Annotated in this window: 20 protein-coding genes; 12 read left to right on the top strand and 8 right to left on the bottom strand. The window is 45.5% G+C overall.

The annotated features are described in order from the left end of the window. Positions 1-91 precede the first annotated feature (91 nt). From dnm_RS04455 to dnm_RS04415, 9 genes are all read left to right on the top strand, one after another. Positions 92-1570: an NfeD family protein gene (locus tag dnm_RS04455; RefSeq protein WP_207681505.1), complete on the top strand. Its 1479-nt coding sequence runs from the start codon at positions 92-94 to the stop codon at positions 1568-1570. Further along, positions 1560-2042, top strand: a complete 483-nt coding sequence (locus tag dnm_RS04450) for an NfeD family protein (RefSeq protein WP_207681504.1) — start codon at positions 1560-1562, stop codon at positions 2040-2042. Before dnm_RS04455 ends, dnm_RS04450 begins: the two co-directional genes overlap by 11 nt. A gap of 90 nt (positions 2043-2132) precedes the next feature. Then, complete coding sequence (gene floA / locus dnm_RS04445; protein WP_207681503.1) at positions 2133-3119, top strand: flotillin-like protein FloA; 987 nt, start codon at positions 2133-2135, stop codon at positions 3117-3119. A gap of 298 nt (positions 3120-3417) precedes the next feature. Then, positions 3418-4314, top strand: coding sequence for an ATP-binding protein (locus dnm_RS04440; RefSeq protein WP_207681502.1), 897 nt, complete (start codon positions 3418-3420; stop codon positions 4312-4314). Next, positions 4308-4619 (top strand): STAS-like domain-containing protein, encoded by a 312-nt coding sequence (locus tag dnm_RS04435; protein ID WP_207681501.1) that lies wholly within the window; start codon positions 4308-4310, stop codon positions 4617-4619. The genes dnm_RS04440 and dnm_RS04435 overlap by 7 nt, the downstream gene beginning before the upstream one ends. A 199-nt stretch (positions 4620-4818) precedes the next feature. Continuing rightward, positions 4819-4983 carry a hypothetical protein gene (locus dnm_RS04430; protein ID WP_207681500.1) on the top strand — a complete coding sequence of 55 codons (165 nt, stop codon included), beginning with the start codon at positions 4819-4821 and terminating at the stop codon, positions 4981-4983. A gap of 38 nt (positions 4984-5021) precedes the next feature. After that, complete coding sequence (locus dnm_RS04425; RefSeq protein WP_207681499.1) at positions 5022-5384, top strand: hypothetical protein; 363 nt, start codon at positions 5022-5024, stop codon at positions 5382-5384. Between the two features lie 106 nt (positions 5385-5490). Then, entirely contained in the window at positions 5491-6018 is a 528-nt protein-coding gene (locus dnm_RS04420) for a hypothetical protein (RefSeq protein ID WP_207681498.1), read from the top strand. A gap of 140 nt (positions 6019-6158) precedes the next feature. Continuing rightward, positions 6159-7334, top strand: coding sequence for an AMP-binding enzyme (locus dnm_RS04415; protein WP_207681497.1), 1176 nt, complete (start codon positions 6159-6161; stop codon positions 7332-7334). Here the strand turns inward: dnm_RS04415 and dnm_RS04410 are convergent, their stop codons facing one another. Further along, the gene (locus dnm_RS04410; RefSeq protein ID WP_207681496.1) at positions 7335-8105 is read right to left on the bottom strand and encodes an HK97 family phage prohead protease; all 771 of its coding nucleotides are present in this window, start codon (positions 8103-8105) and stop codon (positions 7335-7337) included. 947 nt (positions 8106-9052) lie between these two features. Between dnm_RS04410 and dnm_RS04405 the strand changes: the two genes are divergently transcribed. Beyond that, positions 9053-9229, top strand: coding sequence for a hypothetical protein (locus tag dnm_RS04405; RefSeq protein WP_207681495.1), 177 nt, complete (start codon positions 9053-9055; stop codon positions 9227-9229). Positions 9230-9480: 251 nt separating this feature from the next. Here dnm_RS04405 and dnm_RS04400 read toward each other — a convergent pair whose 3' ends face one another. The 7 genes from dnm_RS04400 to dnm_RS04370 form a co-directional block, all read right to left on the bottom strand. Next, positions 9481-11475 (bottom strand): DUF4114 domain-containing protein, encoded by a 1995-nt coding sequence (locus dnm_RS04400; protein WP_207681494.1) that lies wholly within the window; start codon positions 11473-11475, stop codon positions 9481-9483. 126 nt (positions 11476-11601) lie between these two features. Further along, the gene (locus tag dnm_RS04395) at positions 11602-15201 is read right to left on the bottom strand and encodes an SBBP repeat-containing protein (protein WP_207681493.1); all 3600 of its coding nucleotides are present in this window, start codon (positions 15199-15201) and stop codon (positions 11602-11604) included. Between the two features lie 24 nt (positions 15202-15225). Further along, positions 15226-15756 carry a hypothetical protein gene (locus tag dnm_RS04390; protein WP_207681492.1) on the bottom strand — a complete coding sequence of 177 codons (531 nt, stop codon included), beginning with the start codon at positions 15754-15756 and terminating at the stop codon, positions 15226-15228. Then, positions 15740-16807: an AAA family ATPase gene (locus dnm_RS04385; RefSeq protein WP_207681491.1), complete on the bottom strand. Its 1068-nt coding sequence runs from the start codon at positions 16805-16807 to the stop codon at positions 15740-15742. The genes dnm_RS04390 and dnm_RS04385 overlap by 17 nt, the downstream gene beginning before the upstream one ends. Positions 16808-17064: 257 nt before the next feature. Continuing rightward, complete coding sequence (locus dnm_RS04380; protein ID WP_207681490.1) at positions 17065-21693, bottom strand: DUF6531 domain-containing protein; 4629 nt, start codon at positions 21691-21693, stop codon at positions 17065-17067. 246 nt (positions 21694-21939) lie between these two features. Continuing rightward, positions 21940-23181: an ISAzo13 family transposase gene (locus tag dnm_RS04375; protein ID WP_246555998.1), complete on the bottom strand. Its 1242-nt coding sequence runs from the start codon at positions 23179-23181 to the stop codon at positions 21940-21942. Positions 23182-23253: 72 nt separating this feature from the next. Continuing rightward, positions 23254-23862: a fibronectin type III domain-containing protein gene (locus tag dnm_RS04370; protein WP_207681489.1), complete on the bottom strand. Its 609-nt coding sequence runs from the start codon at positions 23860-23862 to the stop codon at positions 23254-23256. Positions 23863-24938: 1076 nt separating this feature from the next. Between dnm_RS04370 and dnm_RS31130 the strand changes: the two genes are divergently transcribed. Both dnm_RS31130 and dnm_RS04365 read left to right on the top strand, forming a co-directional pair. Further along, on the top strand, positions 24939-25073 hold the full coding sequence (locus dnm_RS31130; protein ID WP_276571849.1) for a hypothetical protein: 135 nt from the start codon (positions 24939-24941) through the stop codon (positions 25071-25073). Between the two features lie 68 nt (positions 25074-25141). Further along, a complete protein-coding gene (locus dnm_RS04365) occupies positions 25142-25651 on the top strand; it encodes a hypothetical protein (protein WP_207681488.1) in 510 nt (169 codons plus the stop codon). The last annotated feature ends 110 nt before the right edge of the window (positions 25652-25761 follow it).

Here is a 25761-nt window from a genome sequence, read left to right as displayed (position 1 = left end):
TAAAAATAAAAGTGAAAAGCGGGTTTTTTAAGCGGATATCTTTTCATCTCCGAGGGTGAAAAAACCGATTTTTTTCATGAATATCTAATCTATGAAAATTAATGCAATCTTTATATGGGTGACGCTTTTATGGGCGTGTACAGGGTGCGGGGCGGTGTCCGCGTCTGATTCCGGACAGACACCGGTTCGGCACGTTGTGGTCATTCCTGTGGCTGGTGAGGTCGGCCCTGCCATGGCCGCGTTTATTGAACGGACACTGGATCAGGGCGCAGAGCAGTATGACAATGCCCTTTATGTGCTTGAAATGGACACCTTCGGGGGCCGGGTGGACTCAGCCTTTCAAATCGTTGAAACCCTGCTCAACAAACCCCGGGGAAAAACCATCGCTTATGTAAAAAAAAAGGCCATATCTGCCGGTGCGCTCATCGCTCTGGCGTGTAATGAGCTTACCATGAAGCATTCTACCACGATTGGCGATTGTGCGCCCATCATTTTTTCCAACGAAGGCCCGAAAATGCTGGGAGAAAAATTTCAATCTCCGCTCCGGGCAAAATTTCGTACCCTTGCAAAACGGAATGGTTATCCTGAAACCTTGGCAGAGTCAATGGTCAGTTCTGATATGACCGTCTTCAGAATTGAAATGGATGACGGCAGGATTCTTTACATTGATTCTGTGGAATATGAAGATTTCAGTGAAAAAGAGCGGGAACAAATACGCTCAAAAAAAACCGTGGTGGGAAAAGGCAAACTCCTGACCATGGATGATCAGGAAGCACTGGAATTCGGCTTTTCCAAAATGAGCGTGGAATCTGTTGAGGAGATGCTTGAAAAAAAAAATATTACCAATTATCAAATGATAAGATTTGAGGAAAGCTGGTCAGAGCAACTGGTTCGCCTTATCACGAAGATTGCGCCGATTCTCATGCTGCTGGGTTTTGCAGGATTGTATATTGAAATGCAGACGCCCGGCTTCGGGGTGCCGGGAATTGTCGGTATCACCTGTCTTGCACTGGTCTTTCTCAGTCAGTACATGGTGGGACTTGCGAATCATACCGAATTTCTCATTATTACAATCGGAATTATGCTTCTCGGAATCGAGATGTTTGTCATACCAGGCTTCGGGGTGATTGGTATTGCCGGTATCGCATTAATGGCCGCGGGCATGATACTCTCCCTTCAGGATTTTGTTCTTCCCAAAGTCCCGTGGGAAAGGAAACTGTTTGAGAAAAACATTATGACCGTCCTGGGAAGCCTTTTCAGCGCGTTTGTTGTGATCATTTTCTTTTTTCGTTACGCGTTTCCCAAAATTTCACAAGTCATACACGGCCCCTATCTTTCAGCAGACCTTGCCAGTTCTCGTATTGACTCGGACAATTCTGTAAACATTTCCGTGGGCGACAGCGGTGTGGTGATAAAACCCCTGCGTCCCTCCGGAAGTGTCAAAATCGGCGATGAGGTGTTTGATATGATTTCCGAGGGAGAATACATTGACAAGGGGGCCTCGGTTGTTATTACGGAAATCCGGGCAAACCGCATCGTGGTGACAAGGAGTTCTGCCAATGACCTCTGATCTTACTTTGCCAATTGTATTACAGCTTCTGGGCGTCACCACTATTATTGCGGAATTTGTGTTGCCTTCCGCCGGTCTCCTGACGGTGACGGCGATGGCTGTATTGGGTTATTCACTTTTTCATGTTTTTTGTTATGTATCCGCCGAAGCGGGAATGTACTTTGTCGCGGCAGATGTTGTTATGATTCCCTTGTCCATTCTGGTTGGGATAAAGCTGATCGCCAGCTCGCCGGTGACGCTCCGAAAGACATTGACCAGCGAAAACGGCGTCAGTTCCCAGGATTCGGATTTGCAGATACTTGTGGGAAAATCCGGGAGAGCTCTGACGGATCTTCGCCCGGCCGGAAAAGCGATCATTGACGGGAATCGTTTTGACGTAGTTTCATCAGGAGATTATATCGAAAAAAATGATCCGATTGTTGTGTCTGCTGTCAACGGCAATCGGATCGTGGTTAGAATAATGGAAAATTGAGAATTGAGAATTGAGAATTGAGAATTGAGAATTTAAATTATTATTCTCCATTTTCCATTTTCCATTCTCAATTACAGAAAGGGGGGTTTTATGGGATTTAATACGATGCTGATTGTCATTGCGGTTGTTATCCTCATTATTGTTTTCTTTTTTGTGTATTCTTCTTTGTCGCTGTGGTTTCAGTCTTTGGTATCGGGTGCCCAGGTCGGTCTGCTGACGATTGTGTTCATGCGGTTTCGGAAAGTGCCACCAAAACTTATCGTGGAATCGAAAATCATGGCAGTTAAGGCGGGAATTTCGATTGATACGGATGATTTTGAGTCTCATTATCTGGCTGGCGGTAATGTGATGCGGGTTGTTCAGGCCCTGATTGCCGCGGACAAGGCAAGTATTCCGCTTAAATTCAACCGGGCTGCGGCCATTGATCTCGCGGGCCGTAATGTTCTCGAAGCCGTGCAAATGAGCGTCAACCCCAAGGTGATTGATACGCCGCTGGTTGCGGCCATGGCAAAAGACGGTATTCAACTGAAAGCCGTGTCCCGTGTCACTGTCCGGGCAAATATAGACCGGCTGGTGGGCGGTGCAGGTGAGGAGACAGTTCTGGCCAGGGTCGGCGAAGGGATTGTTACAACCATCGGTTCCGCGGAGAAACATAAGGATGTTTTGGAAAACCCGGATACCATATCCAAACGAGTGCTGGAAAAAGGACTTGACGCAGGCACGGCCTTTGAAATTCTTTCCATTGATATTGCAGATGTGGATGTGGGAAAAAATATTGGTGCGGAGCTCGAAACGGACCGTGCGGAGGCAGATAAAAAAATCGCACAGGCAAAAGCAGAAGAGCGGCGTGCCATGGCCATTGCCGCGGAACAGGAAATGAAAGCCAGGGTTCAGGAAATGCGTGCAAAAGTTGTGGAAGCGGAAGCAAAGGTTCCGCTTGCAATTGCAATGGCTTTTCAAAAAGGCCAGTTGGGCATAATGGACTATTACCGCTTTAAAAACATTGACGCGGATACACAGATGCGGGGTTCCATTGCATTGGCCGGCAAGGAATCTGAAGAAGATGAAAAATCATAACTGAGAAGCCTGTACAGCCTGGTATCAGACTCGAAGCATCCGGACAAAACTCAGAGTGTCCGTGGGCAACATAGTCGTGTGCCGGACGGGATCCGGGAATGACGATATACATAACTTATTTAAATTACTAAAATATAGACTATTACACCGTTAAGGTCGGCTGGCTTCATGTGATTATGCGTTGCGTGCCTGTATGCTCGGAAACTTTCAACCACACCGTTATCAGAAGGATCTGAGATACTGACACTCCGGTTCTTCCGGCCAGCCGCCATATTGCCTTAAAAAGGACGGAGCTTAAATGGAAATTTTTTTACCCGATCATTTTGACAGAAATTCCATGTATTCATTTATCTCTGATATTATTTATGAGGATAACAGACCAAAAAATAAAGAAATAATACTTAATTTCAGTTCTCTTGAGTTTATCAAGCCGTCCGGTATAACCATACTTCATAATATTATTCAATGGTTATTGAGACAAAATGTGAAAGTTTACGTTGATCTCCCTGATTTATCGAAGATAGCGGACAACAGAAATTCTGTAACATATTTAGACGATTCCGGTTTTTTTGAATATTATTTGAAAAAGAGGCAGTTTGAGAATTCGCATGTCAGGCCGACCACAATTCCACTGAAAAATGTCACATTTGAGGAATATTATTCATGGCTTGACAATACTCTGGTTGCATGGCTGGCGCATTCTTTGCAGATCGCTGACACTTCAGGATTTTCAGGACTTAAAACATGCATAGGAGAAATATTCAATAATATAAAAGACCATTCAGGTGAAAAGATAGGGTGCGTTTTTGCACAGCATTATCCTGCAAATAATGAAATTGAAATTGCCATTTCTGATTTTGGTGTCGGAATACCCTGTCAGATCAGAAAAAAATTTGACTGTAAAAATGATGCCGAGGCTTTGGAACTCGCAATTAAGGAGGGATATACAACGAAATCACTTCCTACAAACAGAGGTGCCGGTCTTGAAAATCTTCTCGGATTTGTTCTCGGATATAACGGAGGCAGAATATATATTCATTCAAATAAGGGAAAATTGGAGTGTCATGTTGCCGGAAGTGAAAAGGTTATTAAATCAGATAATTCAGAACAATTTTATCCGGGAACATTAGTGCTGATCAAATTACGCACAGACACAATTTACGAAGAACCTGATGAGGAGGATTTCTCATGGTAATAAAAATAACTGATCATGTCACCCGCTGTCACACAAACAATGACGGTGAAAAAATATTCAATCTTATCAAGCCACTGATAGACAAGGGCAACAAGGTGGAGTTATCTTTCAACGGTATAGACAGCATAACATCCTCTTTTGTAAATTCCGCATTTATTGAATTGCTACAATATTTTGAGTTCAGCCATATCAGATCACGGCTGAATTTTATCAGCACCAACAAAAGCATTAATCAGATAATCCGAAAACGTTTTAAATTTGAAACCGAAGACAGGCAGAAACTTGAATTAAGAGAAGCAATATGACACCTTATTGAATCGGATGCGACATGAAACAGCCGCTCTGATTGTTCATTCCGTTTTTCATTAATCGGAACGGGAGTGCATCGCTAGTAACACTTTTGTGCGGGAAACTCCCGGGGGACAATACATTCCTTGTATCCCACTCTTACCGTGAACGACGATTTGGTCATAAGAATAATTTCGGCAAGAAAGGCGGTCAGATATGAAAAAAGAATATGATCTGTCAAAGCTGAAAGGCAGAAAAAATCCTTATGCAAAACGTCTGAGGAAAGAAGTACGAATCCGTCTCGAAAATGAGACAATCGAATATTTCAACATTGTCCAAAAGAAATCGGATTTTTTTAAAAAATCCGATTTCTTCGCATGACAAACTTTATGTTAAAAGCTTTAGTGAGTTACAAATAAATGAGTTATGACATTACGATACAAGGTAACGAAAAACACTCTCTGCATACAGATCTCGAATTATTGAAAGCATTCATAGCGGAGATGCCGAATATGATAATAAACGGATACAGAGGATTCGTGTATGCTGAGAGCGATCAGTATTGGATGGAAATTGACCTGGATTTCGTAAATGAGGAAGGCGACAGCATACTGTGCGGAGAAGGTTCTGAGCAGAATAAGGTCAACTGCATACATTCTCACATCCCGTATGCTTTTATGAGTGAAGAGAAAGCACACAAATACTTTGCCGTATGCTCATACATTGCGAGATATTTGCAATGGTATGTGTATGATGAACAGAGCGGGCAAATAATAGATTAAGATCATTGATAAAACAGAATTATAAGGGCTGAAGTGTGAAAATGAAATTTTTGCACTCCGGCCTGCTGAAATAAAACAGAACTCCCCATTCCCTTATGGTGAAAATATGAATGAGAATTTGACTGATATTATAGAAGCAATTGTGTGGCTGATGGTTTTCATCATCTGGTTCATGGTGACATTATGGAGAAAATTACGCCAGGAAAAGAAAAAGGAGAAATCAGCGTCGGCATCGGTCCCCGAAGTTTTAGAACGCGGAGACACTCAAAAAATACCAAAAGATAAAACGCGCGCAACCTCAGTCCGGCAGATATTCGGGTCCCTGAAAGGTGACTTGGAAAATTTTTTTGAAGATATTGCCAGGATGCAAAATGCTGAGAAGCAGACATCTCTCCCTGATAAGTCCGAAAAGACAGGAAAAGATATCGCGGGTGCCGCACATGGCCCTGATATGCCCGATGACATTTCAGAACATATTGAATCTGTTCAAACTGACGTATTCGAATCACCAAAAAGGACATCACGTTCACCGTTCCGTTTGAAACTATCTAAAAAAAATTTGCAGCAGGCAGTGGTATATAGCGAAGTTTTAGGACCGCCCGTTGCGCTGCGGGAAAATGATAAAACATTCTGAACCCAAATTTAACCTACTTCATAAAGGGACAAATTTCTTTCTGGTTATCTCATTAAATCACAAACCACAAATGGCAAATCACAAACCACGAATCCCAAACCACAGACCAAAGCGAACAATAGGAGAAGCTGATAAAAGTTATGGAACCATCGGATATGTTTGACAGTTTTATTAATATGATACAATGGGCGGGCGCTTTAATACGTCAACTGAATGAATTCTTCTATTTTTGTATAAATATCGAAACCTATGTTTCCTGGGCTGTGCTTGCTTTACTGTGGCTTCTCTATACACTGACAAACAAATATTTTTTGGCTGATCCGAATAAAAAGCAACTGACCAGTTTTGAACTGATTAAACTATTAGGATTGTATCTCCTTATCCTGTCAGCAATAACACTCTCCTACACAGATTTCAGGAAAATAATGGAGCAACCGGAACCTAAGCACTCTTTTTTTATGATTCTTACCATGGCGATCATTTTGGTTGTTGTACTGGCATGGGCCGGTGAAAAATCACAGGACCTCAGAAAATGGATACTCTATATTTTATATATTCCTCTCGGATTTCTGATATTAAGCAATGGAAAAATATTGGAAGACAGACTTGACTATCTTAAAACATTTCTCCCAAGAACCAATATAGCGGCTGTGAACTTTCCCGGTGAAATGGATGCGCTTTATATGGGAGGCGTTGTGGAAACAAAACTGATTGAGAGAATTGAAACGATTATTAACAGTCATGAGGCGGTGAAAGAATCTGCATTGGTCGGTTATCAGGATGACGATAAATTTATAAAAACTTATGCTTTTGTGGTACTGAATGATCTCTCTTCACCATCAGAGGGGTTGAAAGAGGAAATTTTGAATCATACTTCCCGGGTCATCAGAAGAAACAGAATTGCGGAAAATATGTATCCCTACTGGATTAAGTTTACAGATAAAAGAAAGCTGCCCAGACCGGCCAGAGACGGTAATTATAAAAAAATTCAGGATATCCTTAATAAGCATAAAAAAGTGGAGGAAAGCGCAGTCATTTTAGATGATGGTAAAACCAGCGCTTATGTGGTGCTGAAGAAAGAGTTTTCTGACTCAAGAGCCTTGGCATCCGAGCTTTTGGATCATGTGTTGGAGGGAATAAAAAATCATAACAGAATTTCACCTTTCCTGGAGCCTAAATGGATCGAGTTCATTGACAGGGATGATGTTCCCAGGACACCAAGGGGGATAAATCGGTCAAGGTTGCAGAAACAAATAAAAAACTGGTCATTCGTATTTCCGCATGTTCCGGTAAGAACGGCTGATGAAAAAGAATGATTATTCCAGCATTCCTTTGAGCAGAAAAAGAACCATCATAATGGTAAAACCATAAAAGATCATATCCACCATGGTTATTCCCTGCTTTTCCGTAGCAGATTTTCCGGCTGGCTTCTCAGCCGCTGTTCTGATTTCTTCCTCTGGTGCCGGTATCTCCGCAGGCGGTTTATTACTGTCAGATGTTGCGGTTTCCTTTGGCATTGGCACCGGAGGCGGGGAACCGCTGTTCAGGGATCTTGCCTTTGCCATATGATCCGCGCCAATAGGAGTGACTGAAAGTTCTGTGAGATTCCATTTTGTGGTAATCTTGACAGGCCCCTGGAATGTGCGTCCGTTAATATCCTGCGTTTCTCCGGCAGATATCCATTGGGACTCGGTAGGAAGATATCCCACAGAAAAATCTGTCAGATGTCCCTCTTTGACCTTCTGGGCAGCGTCCCTGCCTGAATCTGTTCCTGCAAAAAACACCTCACATTCAAGTGTGTTATCCTTTGGTTCAAAATTCCGGGCGCTTCCCAGCACACTGGTAACGCTTGACCGGTCATGAGAATCCAATAAAGGAATTTGCTCACTGGGAGGGACAGAAACTCCTCCGACAAGCAGTATTTCATCAATAAAATCTTTGCGTTCCCAGTCCCATACCCGAACCGGATTTTCAGTTACCGCAATGACTCGCACCGAACGGGTTCCGTCATTAAAAGTTACAGGCTTCCGTGTATTAATATCTCTTATAAAACATAAGTCTTTTTTGTCATTTGTTATGCTGGGCATTGTCTTTTTTCGTTCCCCTGTTTTCAGGGCGCATTTGGAAAAATGGGGTATTTTTTATCCCGACAGGGACATCGTAGCTCCGTAGGAACGGCATATTTGTAGCAAAGCCCTGTCAGGACAGCATATTTTTTTAGCGGATGAGGTGTTAGCGGACAGGGTTTCCAACCCCGTCAGAGACCTTGGAGAGAAAAATGTATCTCATTCCGGAACCCGCAGCTTTTTTATCTGCTCTGCTGACAGGCTATCTTTCTATTTTTATTATATCATTTTTCATCGTATGTCAATCTCTCTGACTTTGGTATTTTTAATGCCTGAGGGAGACTCTGCCTTCTGAACATTTCCGATATGCTGATTATTTTGGTCTTGATAACGCACTATTTTTTTATATAAAAATAGTTGATTTCAGGTGAAACAGACAGAGCGAAAATTGTTTGCCAGACGGGGCTTGAAACCCTGTCCGGGATGTTTTGGATCATCGCCAGCGAATTTTTCAGACGGGGTTTGTTCGCAAGGAATCCGAACATAAAATAAGTGATAGCAGTCAAGATCATTGAAAATCAGCAGATGGAAAAATTTTTTGCACTCCGGAGAATTGCCGTATGAAACAATAAGCTAAAAATCTTTTCGAGCTGCTGAAAATTAAAAATACGGATAAATGTAGCGGCCTATAATGCCACAAAGACACGAAGGCACAAAGGGACACAAAGACCCTTTGTGAGGCCCTCGCGCCTTCGTGTCTTTGTGGCATTATGGGTGTGGCCTTAATATTATGTAGTCGTATGAATATAAATTACCTGATTTTTATCAGTTAGAATCATTTTTTCTGATCAGAATTATATTCAATGAGAATTCCGGATTGTTTTATTATAATTAATTTAAAAATCAGAGGATTAAAAAAACTACATAATACTGAGGCCACCCCCTCCCTGACCCGGTGCTCCGAGGTTTTGGAAAAATATGACGGATGGCTGAGAACAGCCTCTTCCGGATGTCCCTCGGAGGGCGTTGTGCGAAGTGTCATTCAGGCGGAGTTTCTGTCCTCCCTCGGCAAAGTTCCGGCTGACCGAACTCTGCGGATGATACGGGGAAGAGGTCGTGAGACTTCGTCCGAGCTTGCCGCATGACGCCATATATATAGGTATGAACATATTGCTGTCCGGTTACGAATTACTTAGTTTACTAGTTAAAACTTTCTACTGTCCAGTTCTTAAAATCTATCAGAGGGGACGTAAGCTGATAATTCCAAAGCTTCATATGGGCATGAAGAAAACGTTCCCACGCCGAAGCGTGGGAACACGATTTTTTCGTCTGAAAACATTAAAGTTGATTATATGATAAGTATTTACAAATTGTTAAGAGATTCGAAAATCCGGCCCTACTTGCTGCTTGAAACCTTCATGATATCAAGAACCGTGATGCATCCGTCGTCATCCAGATCAGCAAGCGGATTCCAGTCAGGATCGCCTTCGCAACTGTTCCATCTGGACGAGATTTCCCTGATGTCGTCATCATCAATTTTTCCATTGCCGTCAAAATCATAGATGAGCGGTTTGCCATCAGCATCCGTGGGAACGGCTGGTTCCTTGAAAACAGCGTTCATATCACTGCCTGATGACACGGACAAATCAGATTTGAGCGTCTGCAAGGGTTCGATGTCAAAGACTTTTGTGTCCGAGGAAATCTCGGCCATTCCCAGATGTTCTATCACGGTGAGGGTTTCGGTCTCATCTTCCACGGAACGCAGCATTATCCGGTAATCTTTTTCCTCTTCTCTCATTGCGGGCAGGGAGACTGTCAGTTCGTCGTTTTTAAGAAATCTCAGGGAACCTGGAATTTCGGTGTTTTCTGTTCCGGTGACACTGCCCTCAGCATCATAAACCCTGAAATCAGCAGCGCCGTCAAAGACCACCGAGACCCACTGATCATCCCCTGTGGGCAACGCTTCGAGATGTTCCATGATCTTCCTGCCGAGTTCGTCCGAGACTCTCCAGTCATACCAGTCTTTCCCATCCCGTTTTCTCCGGGCAGCTTTTTCTGTCTTTCCGATCATGGCATCTATTGTCGGAATGTCCGAGTCCGCACCGCTGATCTGGATAATGAGGTCATTGTAGTCCCTGTCGCTCTTCGTGAACTCCATGTCCTCGAACACAAAACCGAGTTCCATGCCGTTCACGTCCGCAACCTGACCCATGTGCATCCCATAGTCCGCATTGGGCGAGGTGAAAGAGAAGAGGGGACGGAGAGCGGTGTTCCCGGTTCCCGGATTTTGGGAAAGGGCCTCAAATGTCCCGTTCGGCACAAGCACCAGTGCGAACCTGTCATCAGGTCTCATGGAAAAGGACTTGGCATGATTATAGTCGCCTTCGTTCCAGTCTGCGGATTCGCCGCTCAGGGTGCCGGACTCCCTTGCCCGCTCCGTTTTGTCGGACAGGACAATGTAACCCTCCTCGCTGTGGGACAGAACCCTTGTGACCGCCTCTCTGATGAATGCTGTCAGGTCGGACACGGTCATGTCCATGTCTCTGAGACTGAACATGCCGAGTTCGCCTTTGTATGCGCCGCCGTCGTAGAGCCAGTCTATGGTAATGGTTCCGGTTTTCCCTGTCATAAATACGCCTGGTTCAAGAGCGAGTTCGGCTGGTTTTGTCGGATCAGTTCCGTTTTTATACTCATCTAAATCTGACTTGCCGTCTTTATCATAGTCGCCGGTTCCGTCTCTTGAGAGATCGGTAAAGTATATCTTTTCCCATTCGTCAGGCATTCCGTCCTTATCTGTATCTTTATCCTGACCTGATGACGGATTCTGAATAGCATTTTTAATGTTGAATTCGCTGACCGGATAATTCGTTCCTTCCGGATCCAAATAAAGTATATTGGAAAGATTTAAGCGATTATCGGAATTGTCATCGAGAACTTTGAATTTTAAAAGCGCTATGATGCCGGAGCCGTCTGCTGCTTCATCAGGGTTCTTTCCTATGAGCGAGTTGAAAATGTCAAGTGTTCCCGGAATCCTTTGGACGATTTGAAGCCCGATGGTTTCTCCGCTGTTCTTTTTCAGAAGATTGGTTACTCCCTGAGACGGATTCCCTTCAGCCCCTTCGATGAAATTCATATGTTCAGGATCAAAGCTTACTGTCACCTGATAAGCAGCCAGCTTAGTCACATTCTGAGCAACTACGGCAAGCCATACGTCCTCGTTTGCTTCAGCCATAATAACAGATTCCATGTGTTTGGAAGAATCTGTGGGATCATAATTATGGGTTGTATAGTCAGTATCCAGAGCAATGCCCGGTATTGCCCAGGCAGACCCAGTACTCATGAGCAAAACCAGACTGATAAGAATCATAAGCTTAAATTTTATAGCTGTCATTGATTGGCCCTCCGTCATTTTTTGAGATGGTTCTGAAAATGAGTGAACGACCTGAAATCATACGTTCATCCGTTTCAGAACCATTTATTTCAGTAAAGAAGATTAAATACATGGCTCTGTTAAAGATCAGGGAGTGACATCTTGCACCAGAACTTGCACATCCCGGGTGTCAATAATCTGTTTTCCAAGGGAAGCCGGAAAGATGCTCGGATCCGTTTTCAGATTATATCTCGGATCCCACTCGGGATCATCTTCCGTTTCCATAAAATGTCCCCTCAGTAGTTCGAGATCAAGACCATCAGTCACCCCGTCCTCATTCAGATCATACCGGGAAAAGAGGGTTATGGTTCCTCCGCTCAGACTTGTGATGAGTTTTGAGTCACCATTGCAATTTGTAAACATCACCTCAGCAGGCTCCAGGTAAATTTCAGAATCCTCCATATTCAGTACATGAAACTTCAGAAAACCAATATGGCCGGAACCATCAGGAGAGAGATCACAATCCGGATCAGTCAGCATATTGCTGATATTGATGCCGCTCTCCGCTGGCTCAGACCATATTCCTATAGACATACCGCCTTGTGATTGCAGGAAATTCTCCGGGCCGTCTGAGGGATTATCTTCACTCGCTTCAAGAAAATCAATTTTATCAAAATCAAAATTTACATTGGTTTGGAAACTGTACAAGTCTGTGGTTTCCTGGGCAACCAGGCCGATCCAGATTTCATCACTTTCGGAAGCCTGAACAGTCGCTTCAATGCTGTCGGTGGAAATGTCCATATCTATGGCAACACCGTCAGTCACTCCAAAACCGTCCTGTCTCACTTCAACCATTTTTGTTGCGCCGGAAGCCGTGATTTTGATCATGCCGATCCTTGCCTCGCCCATATTGGACTCGTAGCTGACTCTGAGCATCCCGTCATTATGATCTTCTTCCTCAATAAGCAGCCAGGGAACATCATCAACGATTTCCGCTGTCCAACGCATTGTGCCTGTTCCTGTGTTTTCAATAACAACGACAACCTTGCCACTGGCCGGGGAAACAAGATGATAACCCGGCGGTGTTACGGACAAAACAGGCTGTGCGGCTTCCTGAATGATTTCAATGTGTTCAGGGCTTCCTGTCGCGCCGTCCGCTGTGATGGTGATGCTTCCGGTTCTTTTATCGTTGGTGTTTGCCTCGTAACTCACGGTAAGTGTCTCATCATCCGTTCCCGAACTCGGGGTCACGGTCAGCCATGAGGCGTCTGTTGTCACCTTCCATTCCATCGTACCTGTGCCTGTGTTCGCAACATGAAGGGTGATTTCACCGGCATCCGCAGACACAGACTGAGGGGGCGGAGTAACTGACAGAACAGGCTGCAACCCAGGAGCCTGTGTTATACTGATAGTTTCAGACTCGCCGCTGCAACCCGCACAGTCGCTGACTTCAACAGAATAATCTCCTGGCTGCGTGACGATGATGCTTTGGGTTGTTTCGCCGTTTGACCAGGTGTAATAGGGATAACCGGGTGAAGCGGTAAGTGTGACGCTGTCACCTTCGCAAATTTCTGCGGAGCCGTCCGGTGTGATCGTCGGATGGATTATCGGACAGGAAAAAGAAGCTCCCAAACTGCCTATGAACATATCATTGCTTCCGGTTGAATTGAGAGTAATGGTTCCAAGATTTTTTGTGTTGTTAAATTCTCCGGTTACATATACATTACCGGAGTTATCAGAAACAATGGTTTGAGACCAATTATAATCGCTTGTCCAGCCATACAGTTCTTTTTCCACCCACTGAAGATTTCCAATATCATCATATTTGGCAATAAATGAATTATCACCGCCGGTTGAAGTGATGCTCGTAGTTTCAAAAATGGCTGTTCCACCATAGAGACCCTTCAAATAGATATTGCCCTGACCATCGCAGGTGAGGCTTCTTCCGTAGTCTGTAGAACTTCCTCCTGCTGTCCGAACCCATTGAAAATTTCCATTGTCATCATATTGGGCGATGAAAATATCTGCGTCGCCGTTTGAGGCCATGTTTGTTGTTCCGAAGGTCACAGTGTCAGTAAACCTGCCTGTCACATAGATATTGCCGCTATTGTCGGAGGCAACTGAATGGCCTGTATCGTAATTGTTTCCACCGATTTTCTCTGCCCATTGAAAGTTTCCATTACTGTCACATTTGGTGACAAACACATCTGCACTTCCGTCTGATGTTAAGTTGGCACTTCCAAAGGTGGCGGTATCTTTAAAATATCCCGTGACATAAACATCCCCCTCATTATCTGATGTGATGCCGATGCCAAAATCATTATTGCTTCCGCCTGCTTTTTTCGCCCACAGGCAGTTTCCGCCACCGTCATATTTGGCGATAAACACATCACTCTCCCCGCTGGAAGCAAGACGATAAGTACCAAAAGCAGCATCGGAACTCCAAAATCTTCCGGTGACATATACGTTGGAGCCATCAGAGGTAATTCCCCGACCGTAATCTGTATTGGTTCCTCCACCTTTGACAACCCATTGAAAATTTCCGTCGGTATCATATTTGGCAATGATCAGATCAAAAGACCAGTCCTGAGATACAATGCTTTCGCCGCCAATCTGGGCAGTGGTGCTGAATGTGCCTGAGACATAGACATTCCCGGAATTATCCGTGGTGATTCCATAGGCTTTCCCGTTTGTTCCCAGCCTCCCGTATCGAACCCACAGGCAATGTCCTTCACTATCATATTTGGCAACAAACATTCCGCTTGATCCGCTTGACGGAATATTGATGTTTTCAAAAGCGGCCGCATTGACATATTCACCTGTCACATAAATATTGCCGCTTTTATCGGTGGTGATGGCGTAACCAGCATCAAAGGCATCACTTCCTGCCTGTTTGACCCAGAGCCATTCCGCACCATCCGAATCCCCGCCAGTGGTCTCTCCCTCGAATACCGTAATATATGCTTGTTTTGTCATGGTATTCGTATCTGTTTCGTTTTTAATAGCCAGAGTCACCTCATATGTGCCCGGGGTATCATAAACCACCGTCGGGTTTTTCTCATTGGAACTGTCCGGCGTACCTCCGGGGAATAACCATGACCAGCTTGTAGCTGTATCGGAAGATAAATCCGTGAATGTCACAGCCATCCCTGCACAGACATTCTGGCTGCTGGCTGAGAAATCACATACAAAATCACCTGTCTCACCGATTCCGAAAAGGCTGACAGTGTGGGGACTGCCATCCGCATTGCTGGCAATGGTGAGCGTTCCGGCTCTGCTGCCTTCCGCAGCAGGAGAAAAAATTACATTAATATTGCAACTCTCTCCGGCCGCAAGTTCGGTTCCGCAGGTGCTGGTCTGTGTGAAATCACCTGTTACGCTGATATCATTTAACGTCAGGGATTCGTTACCGGTGTTCGTGAGCAAAACCGTGTTTGTGTCACTGCTTGTACCGGGTTCAAGACCGCCAAAGTTTACGTTTACCATGGAAAAGCCAACAACGGGGCCGTCATCCGGAGGGTCTGTGAGACCCGTGCCGCCCAGTTCCACTCCTTCAAGCTGACCGTTTTTACGGTATTGGTAGGAAGCTGCGTTCTCAGCATCAACCGTGATGTCTGTCACCCGCCCTGCCCCGTCATAGGTGAGATTGTAGGTGAAGGTGGCTGCAATTGCCGTATTGACAGCCACAAAAAATAAAATTATCAGAAAAATTCCGTTAATGCAGTTGGTGATTAGTTTTTTTTCCATTTTTTCCTCGCATGATTTAATGGTTCAGGCAAATTCTTTCCGGCACCCGTCATACAGTTTCACACCAAGCCTCACAAAATCCCTTTTCGCTCTCTGGCTCCGTGACAGTATCGAGGGTCTGCCGGTTCTGTAACCCACACACAGATAAGCTTCCAAGTCCCTGCCTCCGAAGTTCCCCAGTTCTTTGCGAAACAGCTCTATGGTGGCAAGCAGTTGTTTTTCAGCGTATCTTTTCGCATTCTTTCTCTTTTTGTGGACATCCCTGTGAACCGCCTTCAGTTCGACAAAACAAAAGGCAGCCTCGTCGTACAGGACAAAATCGCATTTCTTGAAACTGTCGTCAGAGAACAGACAGTGATCCACGGAGAGAACGCGGACGGGTTTGCAGGCCGGATTTGTTATTCTGAAATTCTGGTGTTCCTCCGGCTCTGTTACCGTGGCGAATGCCTGATCTGTGTCAGGGTTGTCATAAACATAAAACAGGATGTCTGATATGATTTTCAGACACTCGTTGTCTGTCATCCCGGGAAAAATGCGCTCAAGTGTCTTGTCCATGTCCGAACCCTTTGTAAATGTCAATTAACTGGTCAAATACTTCGGCGATATCCTCGCTTGCGTCGTCAATCTCATTGTCCGAGATCAGCCCCTCGTCAAATACGGATCGAACTTTCCCATCTTCCACATAATATGCGGAGAAATCTTCGGGATTCACCCTGTTTGGCTCCGGAACAACCGCCTCCACCGCCTTTCCGGCTTTCTCACTGATGCCAGCGACCTGATGAGCGAACAGCAGGTTGTTGAAGGATGTCAGAATATACGGGCTGTGCGTGGTGATGACAAAGGTGTTGGACGCGTGCGGACTGTTGTGAACCCGGGTGATGAATTCCACCAGTTTGTGCTGGGCATAAGGATACAGATGGGCCTCAGGCTCCTCGATGGTGATGCAGTGATTTTTCCGGCTTGCCATCGCCGCGGCAAGAAGGAGCAGCACCGGAAACACCTCCTGCTGGCCCGATGACGCGTTGTTCATGGTGACATATCTGTTTTCGGAGAAGTATATCCGGTTCTCATTCCCCGAAAAACGGAATTTTCCCTTCAGGATATCATTGCTGAGTGCCCTGAGATGCGGATCCTTTTCAAAGGGATCATCTGATTTCATGGTCTCAATGGTCCGTCCGAACAGGAGAATGCCCGGGTCAATGTTCACAGATTCGAGGCTCAGGCCGAACATGGCATCGGACACAAGCGAATACACGGCCCTGCCTGCCGGAATGAACACGGATCGGCGGGGGCTTTTTTTCATGTCCGTATGTGTCAGCTCATTGTTTTTGAAAGAGAATTTCACGCCGTTGCCGCAGAGATATGCAATTTCCGCATCCTGGCTCTGCCTCAGCCAGACATCGCCGAAAAAGAATTTTCTGAAGATATCCATCAGGTCATGGGAAAATGGCGCATCATCGGTGACAAACCGGAAGAAGTGGATGAGCTTTGCAATTGCGGATTTGCCGGCCGCCTGCCGGCCGATGAACACGACAATGTCCGGCAATTCAATGTTAACATGCCGAATCGGGCCGAAATTTCTGATTATGATTCTGTCTTTTGGCATTTTTAAAACCTCTTTTTCCTTAACTTGGCGGCAATGGATTGCGGGGCTGTTTTCAGTCGTCCATCTCCCCGCAATGAATTAGCAGTCTATTGTCAGTCGTCCCTACGGGATTTGATAACTTGGCGTTTTCTTCCCCCGGCAATGAATTGCCGGGCTATTTTCGGTTGTCCCTCCGGGACAAAGGGCAATAATTCCCATCATTCGGTTGATAACATGTTAAAATAATGGACATGGTACCCATGCCCTGTTTAAAGCCCTCACAAAAAATCAACCGCTCCTCCTAAGGGATTGTCCGACTGCTGTGCCATCTCTTTTCGCACTGAATCTTGAAACATCAATACTTCAGGAATGAATACAAATATTCCCCCCATCTTGTTTGTATATTTTTCTATAATGTTTCCAACCCATTCTGTATCTTTTTCATCGGGATATGCTTTTACATAATTCTTTTTGAATTTTTTAGCTACACTGCCTACTCCCTTCTTTGCTGCAAACTTGTAAAGAACCTGCCATGTATTTTTTTCTGAATCCTGGATATCCATAACCAGTTCTGCATATTCTTCAATATTTTTAGAAAGATCAAGCCATTTACTGCCTCCTCCAGTTGTAACAAGAGAAAGCATGCATTCAAATCTTTTTACATTTTCTGTAAATAGCTTTGCTCCTTCAGAAGCCAGTTCTGCATCATTTAACAAAAGAGTAGAATATAAATCAGCGTTTCGCATTGAGCCACGTAACATCATATCAAGTTCACGTCTGCCCCGCGGATCAATATTTTGTTTCTCCATCGCTCTAAGGATTATTTTCTGATTAGCAAGTTCATCCTGTAATTTCAAATAATTAGAATTACTCTCAAGCAGCCAATCTGAAAAATCAAGGAAAAGACCACTCGGATCAACCCCTCCTAAAGCCATCCCCTCCACATAAGCATACCTCCCCAAAGACTGGGGCCTCCCCAGCATCCCCGGAACCAAATCCGCCGAAGTAAACTGCCGGATCCCCGGATGGTAATACCGCGCCCGCATATAGATCAACCCTTCGGGATCGCTCATTGCGCCCACCCCTCCGGCAAATTGGAACGGAATATCGGTTTCCCCGTGCCTGCATGCGGATTTCCCAAAGGGCGTATAGGCAAACGATCCCTTCACCGTGCCGCTCTCATCCGTCAGGGCCACCACATTGTAATTGAAATCCTGATGCACATAACGACTGACACCGCCTCTGACCCATGCCAGCAATCCCCCGGGGCCGTGAATAAACATCTCCTCAACATTGTTGTTCTCATCCATGGTCGCAGCCACATCCGGCAAACCGTTTGCGACATCCAGCAGATAGCGGGTGGTCTCCCCGTCCCGTGTGCTCTGAATCCGATTCCGTGCCGCATCATAACCATGTTGTGTGGTTCCTGCGGATACCAGACGGTTCAGCACATCATAACCAAAATCTCCCTCTGTCGGAGCAGGCAAATCAGTCAGGTTTCCTCGCCCGTCATGAAGCACCGAGGCTCCGTTCAAGGTACTCAGCATCCCTCCAGGCTCAAATCCGAACAAAAGATTTTCTTCCACAAACGCAGGCGCAACCGGCTGTTCTGACTGAATGGACGACCGCCGCCCCAGGGCATCCAGCGTGATCTGATAATCTGCAATCTTCCCTGTCCCGGATTTGCCCGTGGTCAGATGGACAAGCTCGCCCAGTTCATTTCGTTCATAAGTCGTCTCCACCCCGTTGGGAAAACCCACACGCCCCAGGGCATGGGTGAAGAACTGGTAAGCAAAGGAAAAATTCCCTGCGGATGTGTTCATGGTTCTGATCCGGTCAAACGCATCATAAGCATAGTTGATATTTGAACCGCCCAGGTTCCGTGCCGTGATCCGCCCCGCATCATCTCTTGTATAGCTCACCGTCTTCCCGAAAGGCCCTGTCACGCCTGTGAGTTCATCGAACTCATTGTAGGCATAAGTCCGTTCCCCGGTGTTTCCGTTACCTGTCCAAGTCTCTTTTGTGAGTCTTCCCCGGCTGTCATACACAAAGGTGAAAATCTGTCCGTCGCTGACACCCATCCTCGTTACCTGCCCCAGACGGTCAAAACTATAATCCACAGTGCTGCCATCCGGCTCGGTGCGCCGGATGGTTCCGGCCGTGTCATTGTAAGTCCATTGCACCTTGCCCCGTATATCCTCCTGGGAAAGCATCCGTCCCAGACCGTCATATGTGTAAACCGTTTCCAAGCCCTGGGGATCCGTCACCTTGGTCAGCCTGCCGTCGCTGTCATATTCAGCAGTTGCAGTGTAAGATTCGCTTCCCTTGTTCTGAGTCACACGGATCAGGCGGCCCAGCGCATCAGTTTCATAGACCCCGGTGCTGCTGTCCCCGTCATGACCCACCGTTATGATACGCCCGTCCGAAGAATAGCTGTATGTGGTGATACGGCTTTCCCCGCCGAGTTCCAGGAATTCCCGAACCCGGGTCACACGTCCCAGATTGTCCCGGGTGTACTGTGTCCGCACACTCCCCTGGCAATCACTGGTCGGTTCCGACGCATCATCCATCAAAGTACACGAACTCACCGTCAGCAGTTCGCCATTTCCGTCGTATCCCCGCCGCTCAATGCGATCCAGGGTTCCCTGACTGCCATTGGCATTGGCACGTTCAATCTGAATGCGCCCGCTCGCCAGCCGATACAGCAAATCCTCACGTCCCGTGGGATGAGCGATCTTCCGCAACTGAAGATCATTGTCATAAGCATATCTGACACAGCGATGACCATTCACACAGGTTTTAAACAACGCACCAGTATTGGTTTCATAGGAATGTTCAACAGTCTGCGGGGACGAACCACCATAGCCCTCGGTCACACTTTTCAGACGCTCATCTGCGTCATATTCAAATCTCGTATGGCGAACCGTTGACGAAGCCGGAGCCTGTGAACAGCTCCCGGTCAGTCCGCTGACAACATCGGTGATATTGTCATTGTCATCATAATAATAACAGGTCAGGGTTCCCCTGTGATCCTTTTCACTGACGCGGCGGCCCGCTGTGTCATATTCATAAAAGGTGGAAAGGTAATTTGTGCTGTCTGTGTAGTTCCGTACTTCTTTCGGCTGACCATCTGCTGTGTAAGATTCAATCTCTATTTTTGTCCCGCTCTGGGTATTTCCGGGGTTGGAAATCTGATCCACCAGATCCCCTGTCTTATAACTCACACTGATGCTGATCGCACCTGTGATTCCGGTTCCCGAAGCTGTCATGTTTTTCGGCTTTCCCGAAGCAATGCGCTCAATGCTGAGACCCAGCCCTTGGGGAGTGGATACGGAAACAGGATCATTGGCGGCATTGTAATCCATTGAATACTGGCGGCCATCCGGGAGCTTCAACTGCGTGAGATTGCTGCCTGTGAAAATTGTTCCGTAAGCATTATCCTCATAATCTTCCACATTTTGGGTCAGCAGGGATTCGGGCCCATCGGCAGTGAAATACTCAACATTATTTGTTTTTCCGTTGGTCGGAGTGATCTGAGTCACCCGTTTCTGATCATCCCATACATACGTTATCCAGTTCCCCAGGGGATCATTATATTTCATTTGATTCGGCGTAGTCCAGTCAAACAGGTAACTGCCTGACTCGCCATTGCTGAGGGTATGGCCCGTTTCCTGCTCTCTGACCCGGGCCTGGCTGTCATAGCTCAGTTGCAACATGGGATAAGCAGCTGAGGCGGCCCAGTGCAACTGCCTGATCATGCCGTCCATATAAACATATTGCCGGATGTTCCCCTGCATATCAGTGACGCTTTTTAACAATCCGTCGGCCGTATAGGAAAATCTGAAACTGCGTGACGGAGGAAGGCTCACCTGTGTAAGACGATTACCGGAATAAGCAAACGAGATGATTCTCCCCGCGGTGTCGGTAATGGTCGCCAGTTCGCCATTGCCATTATAAGACAAACTCAGCCCATGGTCACTTCGTCCCACAATAGCAGCGAGACGTTTGCTGCTGTCAAAGCGAAATCGAATCTGATCCCTGGTGGTGACTTCCCAAGTGTATGACGAGGTTCCCGGTTTGGTCAGAGTGGCAAAGCTGCCCGGCGTGCTTCCCTGCCAGAGAGTTCCTGATCTGACAAAGCCGTCCCGCCGTCCGTCACCCCATATGACTTCCGCGTTGTCTTCAGTCCCGTCAGTACGCAGGACAATATTATAGGTATGAGTCCATCCTGACCCTAATGGCTGCGGCTGGTCTGAACCAAAGCTGTCCTTGTTGTCCGACAAACTGTTATATGCCCTGGCAAAGACAAAGGGGATGTCCTTTCCGGGCATGGCCGCATCTGTTTCCTGATGGAAAAAATTGCCAGTGACCGCATTCACTCCGAAACCGGCAATTGGCATGGCTGTTCCGTTGGCAGAAGGATTTCCCAGGAGATGTCCCCCGGTGTTTTCAGCAACAGGAACACTCCCGCCTTCCACACCGGTTCCGGTAACACTCACCGTATTTCCTTCGCTGCCCGCATCTGAGTTTACAACAATGGTTCCGCTGTATGCTGTTGCATCTGTCGGAGAAAAGGTGACATTCACCGTTTTTGTTTCCCCGGAAGCAATATTCCCGCCCGTCCAATTGGAAACATTGAACCCGGAAGGCGCACTGACAGAAGAAACATTGACCGTGGAACTCCCGGAATTGGAAATTGTAAAGGATTGCGTTGCCGAAGTTGTTCCCATACTGATATCGCCAAAAGGCAAAGCAGGGGGAGAAATACTGATTTGAGAGGTCTGAGTTGCCAATGTTCCGACAATATGCGTGTTGGGCTTATCTGAAAGAACCGAACTGATATTTACGGTTTCAAATGTGTATCCTGACTTTGAAGCGGTTATGGTTCCTGTCCATCTGGAAGTCACGTCTGACCAGTATGTTCCGTCAGAAAGGCTTGCTTCATAAAAAGTTCCTCCGGAGCCTGTAAAATGAACAGAAGCATAAGGAATTGGCGTGCCATCGGATTTCTTTGTCTTTCCTGATATTCTGTAAGTTTCACCAACAGGCGTGTCAGGGATTGCCTCAAAATCCTGATTTGCAAAGTCGCTGTTAAGATCAGTTATCCGTATGCTTGACGGACTAAGGAATCGGTATTAAATAACTTTCCCATTTTAATTTATTGGAATTGCACGATAATTCCATTTGGGTAAAATTTTGTCGAATACAATTCGCATTTCTGATTTAAAAGTTTCAGCAACTTTTCGACCGGTTTCATAGACTTTATCAATAACATGGACAAAGACTTTTAAACCTTTTTTGGTATGTGTTTTGGCTATCAGATCAGTCACCACCTCCAAACTTGAAAAGATTACTCCCTGACACGCACGAGTAATATGAGGAAACAGGCGATGTTCGATCGGATTAAATTTGGAACAATAGGGCGGGTAATGAGCGATTCGGATTTCAATCCCGATTTCATCCGCCAGAATTTGTAAATCTTGTTTGAAAAGGTAATGTCGGGAACTGTTGCTGCCGCCACCATCGCACAATATCAAAACTGACGTGGCATTTGGATATATTCGGCAACCGTAACCATACCACCAATGACGGAAACTGTCACAGGCAAATTCACTGGTATCATGACTTGTTCCCACCTGAACATACCCGATATTGAGTCGCAGGTCATAAAAACAATGCGGAATTATGACACCTTCGGCAAAACTTGTAAAATCATGATCGAAAACTTGCAATTCCTCCAGCGTATATAGTCGGCCTTTCCTGTAAAAATTTCCAAGATATTCTTTTTTCTTGGTATCCATGCTGATAACGGGATTACCGGCCTTCCGGTATTCTGATCTGAGTTTCAAAATATTGTCAAACTGAGCGTCGCGATCTGGTACGTTTTTTTTCATAGGTTTGCGTTTCTGAGCTTTACGCAACCGATAGTCATGCTTTTTGAGCAATTGACGGACAATGTTACGACTCACTTTTACTCCGTATTTTTTTTCCAGAGCCTCCGCGATTTCCCACTCCCTCAGATTTGTCCATCGTACCTTTTCATCCATCGGATCTCCTGCTGTATGCTCACGCACCACATTCAAAAACTGCTCGTCTATTTCAGGGTGCTCAGTCAGATACTGTTTGCGTCCGCCACCTTTTTTACGTATTTCAGAAGATTCAGCAGGAGATTTTCCAATTTGTTTTGCTACGATGTGTCCGGGCAGGCCGCTTACTTCGATCGCTCCTTTGCGCACAGTCCGCCTGCTGCAACCCAAGACTTTGGCAATATAATTTTGTCCGCCATGTCCCAATTTCAAAGCTTCAATACCGGCATATCGCCGGCGGTCTTTTTCATTCAGACTCTCATAGTATCGCCGCATGATTTCTTCTACTTCTAAGGAATAGGGTTGCATAATAATCTCCTTTTGATAAAGTGATTTTGAAATACACTTTACAGGATTACGCAATTTTTTAACATATAAAAATCAAAATGGGCATATTATTTCATGCTCATTCCTAAATGTATATCCGGTCTTTGCCGGCCGGATATAACCGTCCAGTGCCAGCGCATTCTCAATCTTGTAATTACCGGAAGCATCAGTATAAACCTGCTGACCTTCATAAGTCACAGTGATATCCTGCTCACCTGTTCCGTTTGCCAAAGCCACTTTGCCCGATATGGTGTAAGTGGTCGGCGGGGGAAGATCGGGTGTGTCGGCACAATCGAAATCAATGGAAAAATCAGAACAGGGACCGCTTTTTGAAGCGCAGGTTTTGACTTTGTAACAATATTCGGTTCCGGGTTCCACATCAGAATCAATGTATTTTGCCTGACCATATGCCACATTTTCTGCTGTGTGAATCAGGTTGTAGTTATTATTTCCGACACCTGTGGCTCTCCATATTTCATAGGTGGAATAGCCGGACACATAATTCCAGTCAATTGAGATTGAAATGGCTGAGGTGTTTTCCATTCCTGCATTGACAGAAGAGGGAGGCGGAATATACGCCCATGCTGTGAAATTACTGAACAAGCCTAAAATAAAAATTGCCAGCACCAAAACAATTGCCTGAGTCTTCCACTTTGCTTTCATTGCAACCTCCTTAAAGATTAATGCGTTTATAGATCTATGCAGATGGAATGATACCGATTCTGCTTTCCTCTGCTTTGATATTTTTGTTTTCAGATTGAAATGCAAGTATCAATTCACTTGCATACACCTATAGTCTTATTTTTATGGGTAATCAGGTTGATATATTATTTCCTTTGTTTTTGCAATATATTTCATATCAGAAAACAATCTCTTTCGCCGGTAATGAATTACCGGCCTATTACCAGCTATCCCTATGGGATTTGACAACACGGGGTTCTCGCTTCCCCGCCAATGACTTGCCGGGCTATTATCAGATGTCCCTTCAGGACAACGGACTTCCAGAGATTGTACTGGGAACACACAGGAACACGGCGGTCCTAGATTAATTCGGCAGCCCAAACCCACTTTCCTGACTGCCCCCTTAAACAACCAATATGCAGGAAAGAATTTCTTTCTTACAAAAAATTGAAAAAAATTAAGGCATGCAAGAAAATCATCCTGCCTTTATCGTTATACTCTGCTGATATTTTTAATAAAAATGTGATCATCCTCTCTCTTTTTTTATTCATTTTGTCCGCTTGCTCAGATCATTATTGCCAAAATAGAAATAAGACATAAGAAAAGGTTACTTTAAACTTAGAATTGCTGAGTTATCAAATCTGCAATGATCTTGGGAATGCGCTCGGCTGATGTCTGAATCAGCTTTTATACTCAGTGGATCGAAAAGTTTCCGGGACAAAAGGAGTGCAAAAATTCCGCCTTCGCTTCATTTTTGCACTCCTCGCAGTTGTTTTAAAACAGTATGTTACAATTTTTTTTCGATCTACTGATACTCGATAATCAAGTTTTTGATCCGATGCGGCCGGACAGTTTGTCATTCCTGCGAAAGCAGGAATCTGTATTTGGCCGATGCCGCGGTTCCGGGAACTGTGGATTCCTGCTTTCGCAGGAATGACAAAAAAAAAATTTGATTATCGAGGTTATAGAAATAGTTCACATACGGTTCACCAAAATACAACCCCCAAATAGAAGGGAAATTAAAAAAAATATCCCCTCAGAATAAGGGTAATAACACAATGAAAGATATTGATTACAAGAGATTAGACCATTTAAATCCGGCGGATATCCTGGAATTAAAACACAGGGTCGCTGAGAGAATTCGCTGGGCGAAGGAAGAGGCTGACTTCTGCCGGATAATCCCGGAACTCTGATTTCAAGGCTGCTTTTTTATCTGAAAGAGCGTCGGTGCCTGATTATCCTGGACAATGCCGAGTCGGTGATGCGGGCCGGGGAATATGCCGGAAATTATCAGGAGGGGTATGAGGATTACGGACAGCTTTTCACCCAGGTCGGAAAGGTTTCCCATCGGAGCTGCATCCTGCTGACCAGCCGTGAGAAACCCAAAGAGATCGCCATGATGGAAGGTGATAATAAACCTGTCCGCTCGTTGCTGCTGGGCGGTCTGGATGAGTCGGACGCACGAAACATCTTCTCGGAAATCGGCGATTCCTTCTCCGGATCGGATGAGGACTGGCAGAAGCTTGTCAGATTTTATAACGGCAATCCCCTGGCGCTGAAGCTGGCTGCCAGGCATATTAACGAAGTCTTTTTTGGTGACATTTCCGAATTTCTGAGAAACAAGGAACAGATTTTTTATGATCTCAAGGATTTGCTGGACTGGCATTTTGAGCGCATGTCGGATGCGGAAAAGGAAATCATGTGCTGGATGGCGATTAATCGTGAGCCGGTGTCTAAAAAATTTTTGCTCAGGTACTTAACTGCGCCATAAAAGAAAAATTCGAGGGGAAACAAGTAGTATTTCATGGCAGGATCAAGATTGAAAGGTGAGGCGATTGCCTGGGGTGAAAGAGGATAAAAACGGTGTTGTGCTGATTCCCC

This window comes from Desulfonema magnum, from assembly GCF_017377395.1.
GTDB lineage: Bacteria > Desulfobacterota > Desulfobacteria > Desulfobacterales > 4be13 > Desulfonema_C > Desulfonema_C magnum.
Note: the sequence above shows the minus strand (reverse complement) of the source record. Positions and strands in the feature narration are given on the sequence as shown.

Bases quoted from the DNA above. Each gene is read 5' to 3' on its own strand.
- dnm_RS04455 (WP_207681505.1), top strand. From the start codon at position 92: ATGAAAATTAATGCAATCTTTATATGGGTGACGCTTTTATGGGCGTGT.
- dnm_RS04450 (WP_207681504.1), top strand. From the start codon at position 1,560: ATGACCTCTGATCTTACTTTGCCAATTGTATTACAGCTTCTGGGCGTC.
- floA (WP_207681503.1), top strand. From the start codon at position 2,133: ATGGGATTTAATACGATGCTGATTGTCATTGCGGTTGTTATCCTCATT.
- dnm_RS04440 (WP_207681502.1), top strand. From the start codon at position 3,418: ATGGAAATTTTTTTACCCGATCATTTTGACAGAAATTCCATGTATTCA.
- dnm_RS04435 (WP_207681501.1), top strand. From the start codon at position 4,308: ATGGTAATAAAAATAACTGATCATGTCACCCGCTGTCACACAAACAAT.
- dnm_RS04430 (WP_207681500.1), top strand. From the start codon at position 4,819: ATGAAAAAAGAATATGATCTGTCAAAGCTGAAAGGCAGAAAAAATCCT.
- dnm_RS04425 (WP_207681499.1), top strand. From the start codon at position 5,022: ATGAGTTATGACATTACGATACAAGGTAACGAAAAACACTCTCTGCAT.
- dnm_RS04420 (WP_207681498.1), top strand. From the start codon at position 5,491: ATGAATGAGAATTTGACTGATATTATAGAAGCAATTGTGTGGCTGATG.
- dnm_RS04415 (WP_207681497.1), top strand. From the start codon at position 6,159: ATGGAACCATCGGATATGTTTGACAGTTTTATTAATATGATACAATGG.
- dnm_RS04410 (WP_207681496.1), bottom strand. From the start codon at position 8,105: ATGCCCAGCATAACAAATGACAAAAAAGACTTATGTTTTATAAGAGAT.
- dnm_RS04400 (WP_207681494.1), bottom strand. From the start codon at position 11,475: ATGACAGCTATAAAATTTAAGCTTATGATTCTTATCAGTCTGGTTTTG.
- dnm_RS04395 (WP_207681493.1), bottom strand. From the start codon at position 15,201: ATGGAAAAAAAACTAATCACCAACTGCATTAACGGAATTTTTCTGATA.
- dnm_RS04390 (WP_207681492.1), bottom strand. From the start codon at position 15,756: ATGGACAAGACACTTGAGCGCATTTTTCCCGGGATGACAGACAACGAG.
- dnm_RS04385 (WP_207681491.1), bottom strand. From the start codon at position 16,807: ATGCCAAAAGACAGAATCATAATCAGAAATTTCGGCCCGATTCGGCAT.
- dnm_RS04375 (WP_246555998.1), bottom strand. From the start codon at position 23,181: ATGCAACCCTATTCCTTAGAAGTAGAAGAAATCATGCGGCGATACTAT.
- dnm_RS04370 (WP_207681489.1), bottom strand. From the start codon at position 23,862: ATGAAAGCAAAGTGGAAGACTCAGGCAATTGTTTTGGTGCTGGCAATT.
- dnm_RS31130 (WP_276571849.1), top strand. From the start codon at position 24,939: ATGAAAGATATTGATTACAAGAGATTAGACCATTTAAATCCGGCGGAT.
- dnm_RS04365 (WP_207681488.1), top strand. From the start codon at position 25,142: ATGCGGGCCGGGGAATATGCCGGAAATTATCAGGAGGGGTATGAGGAT.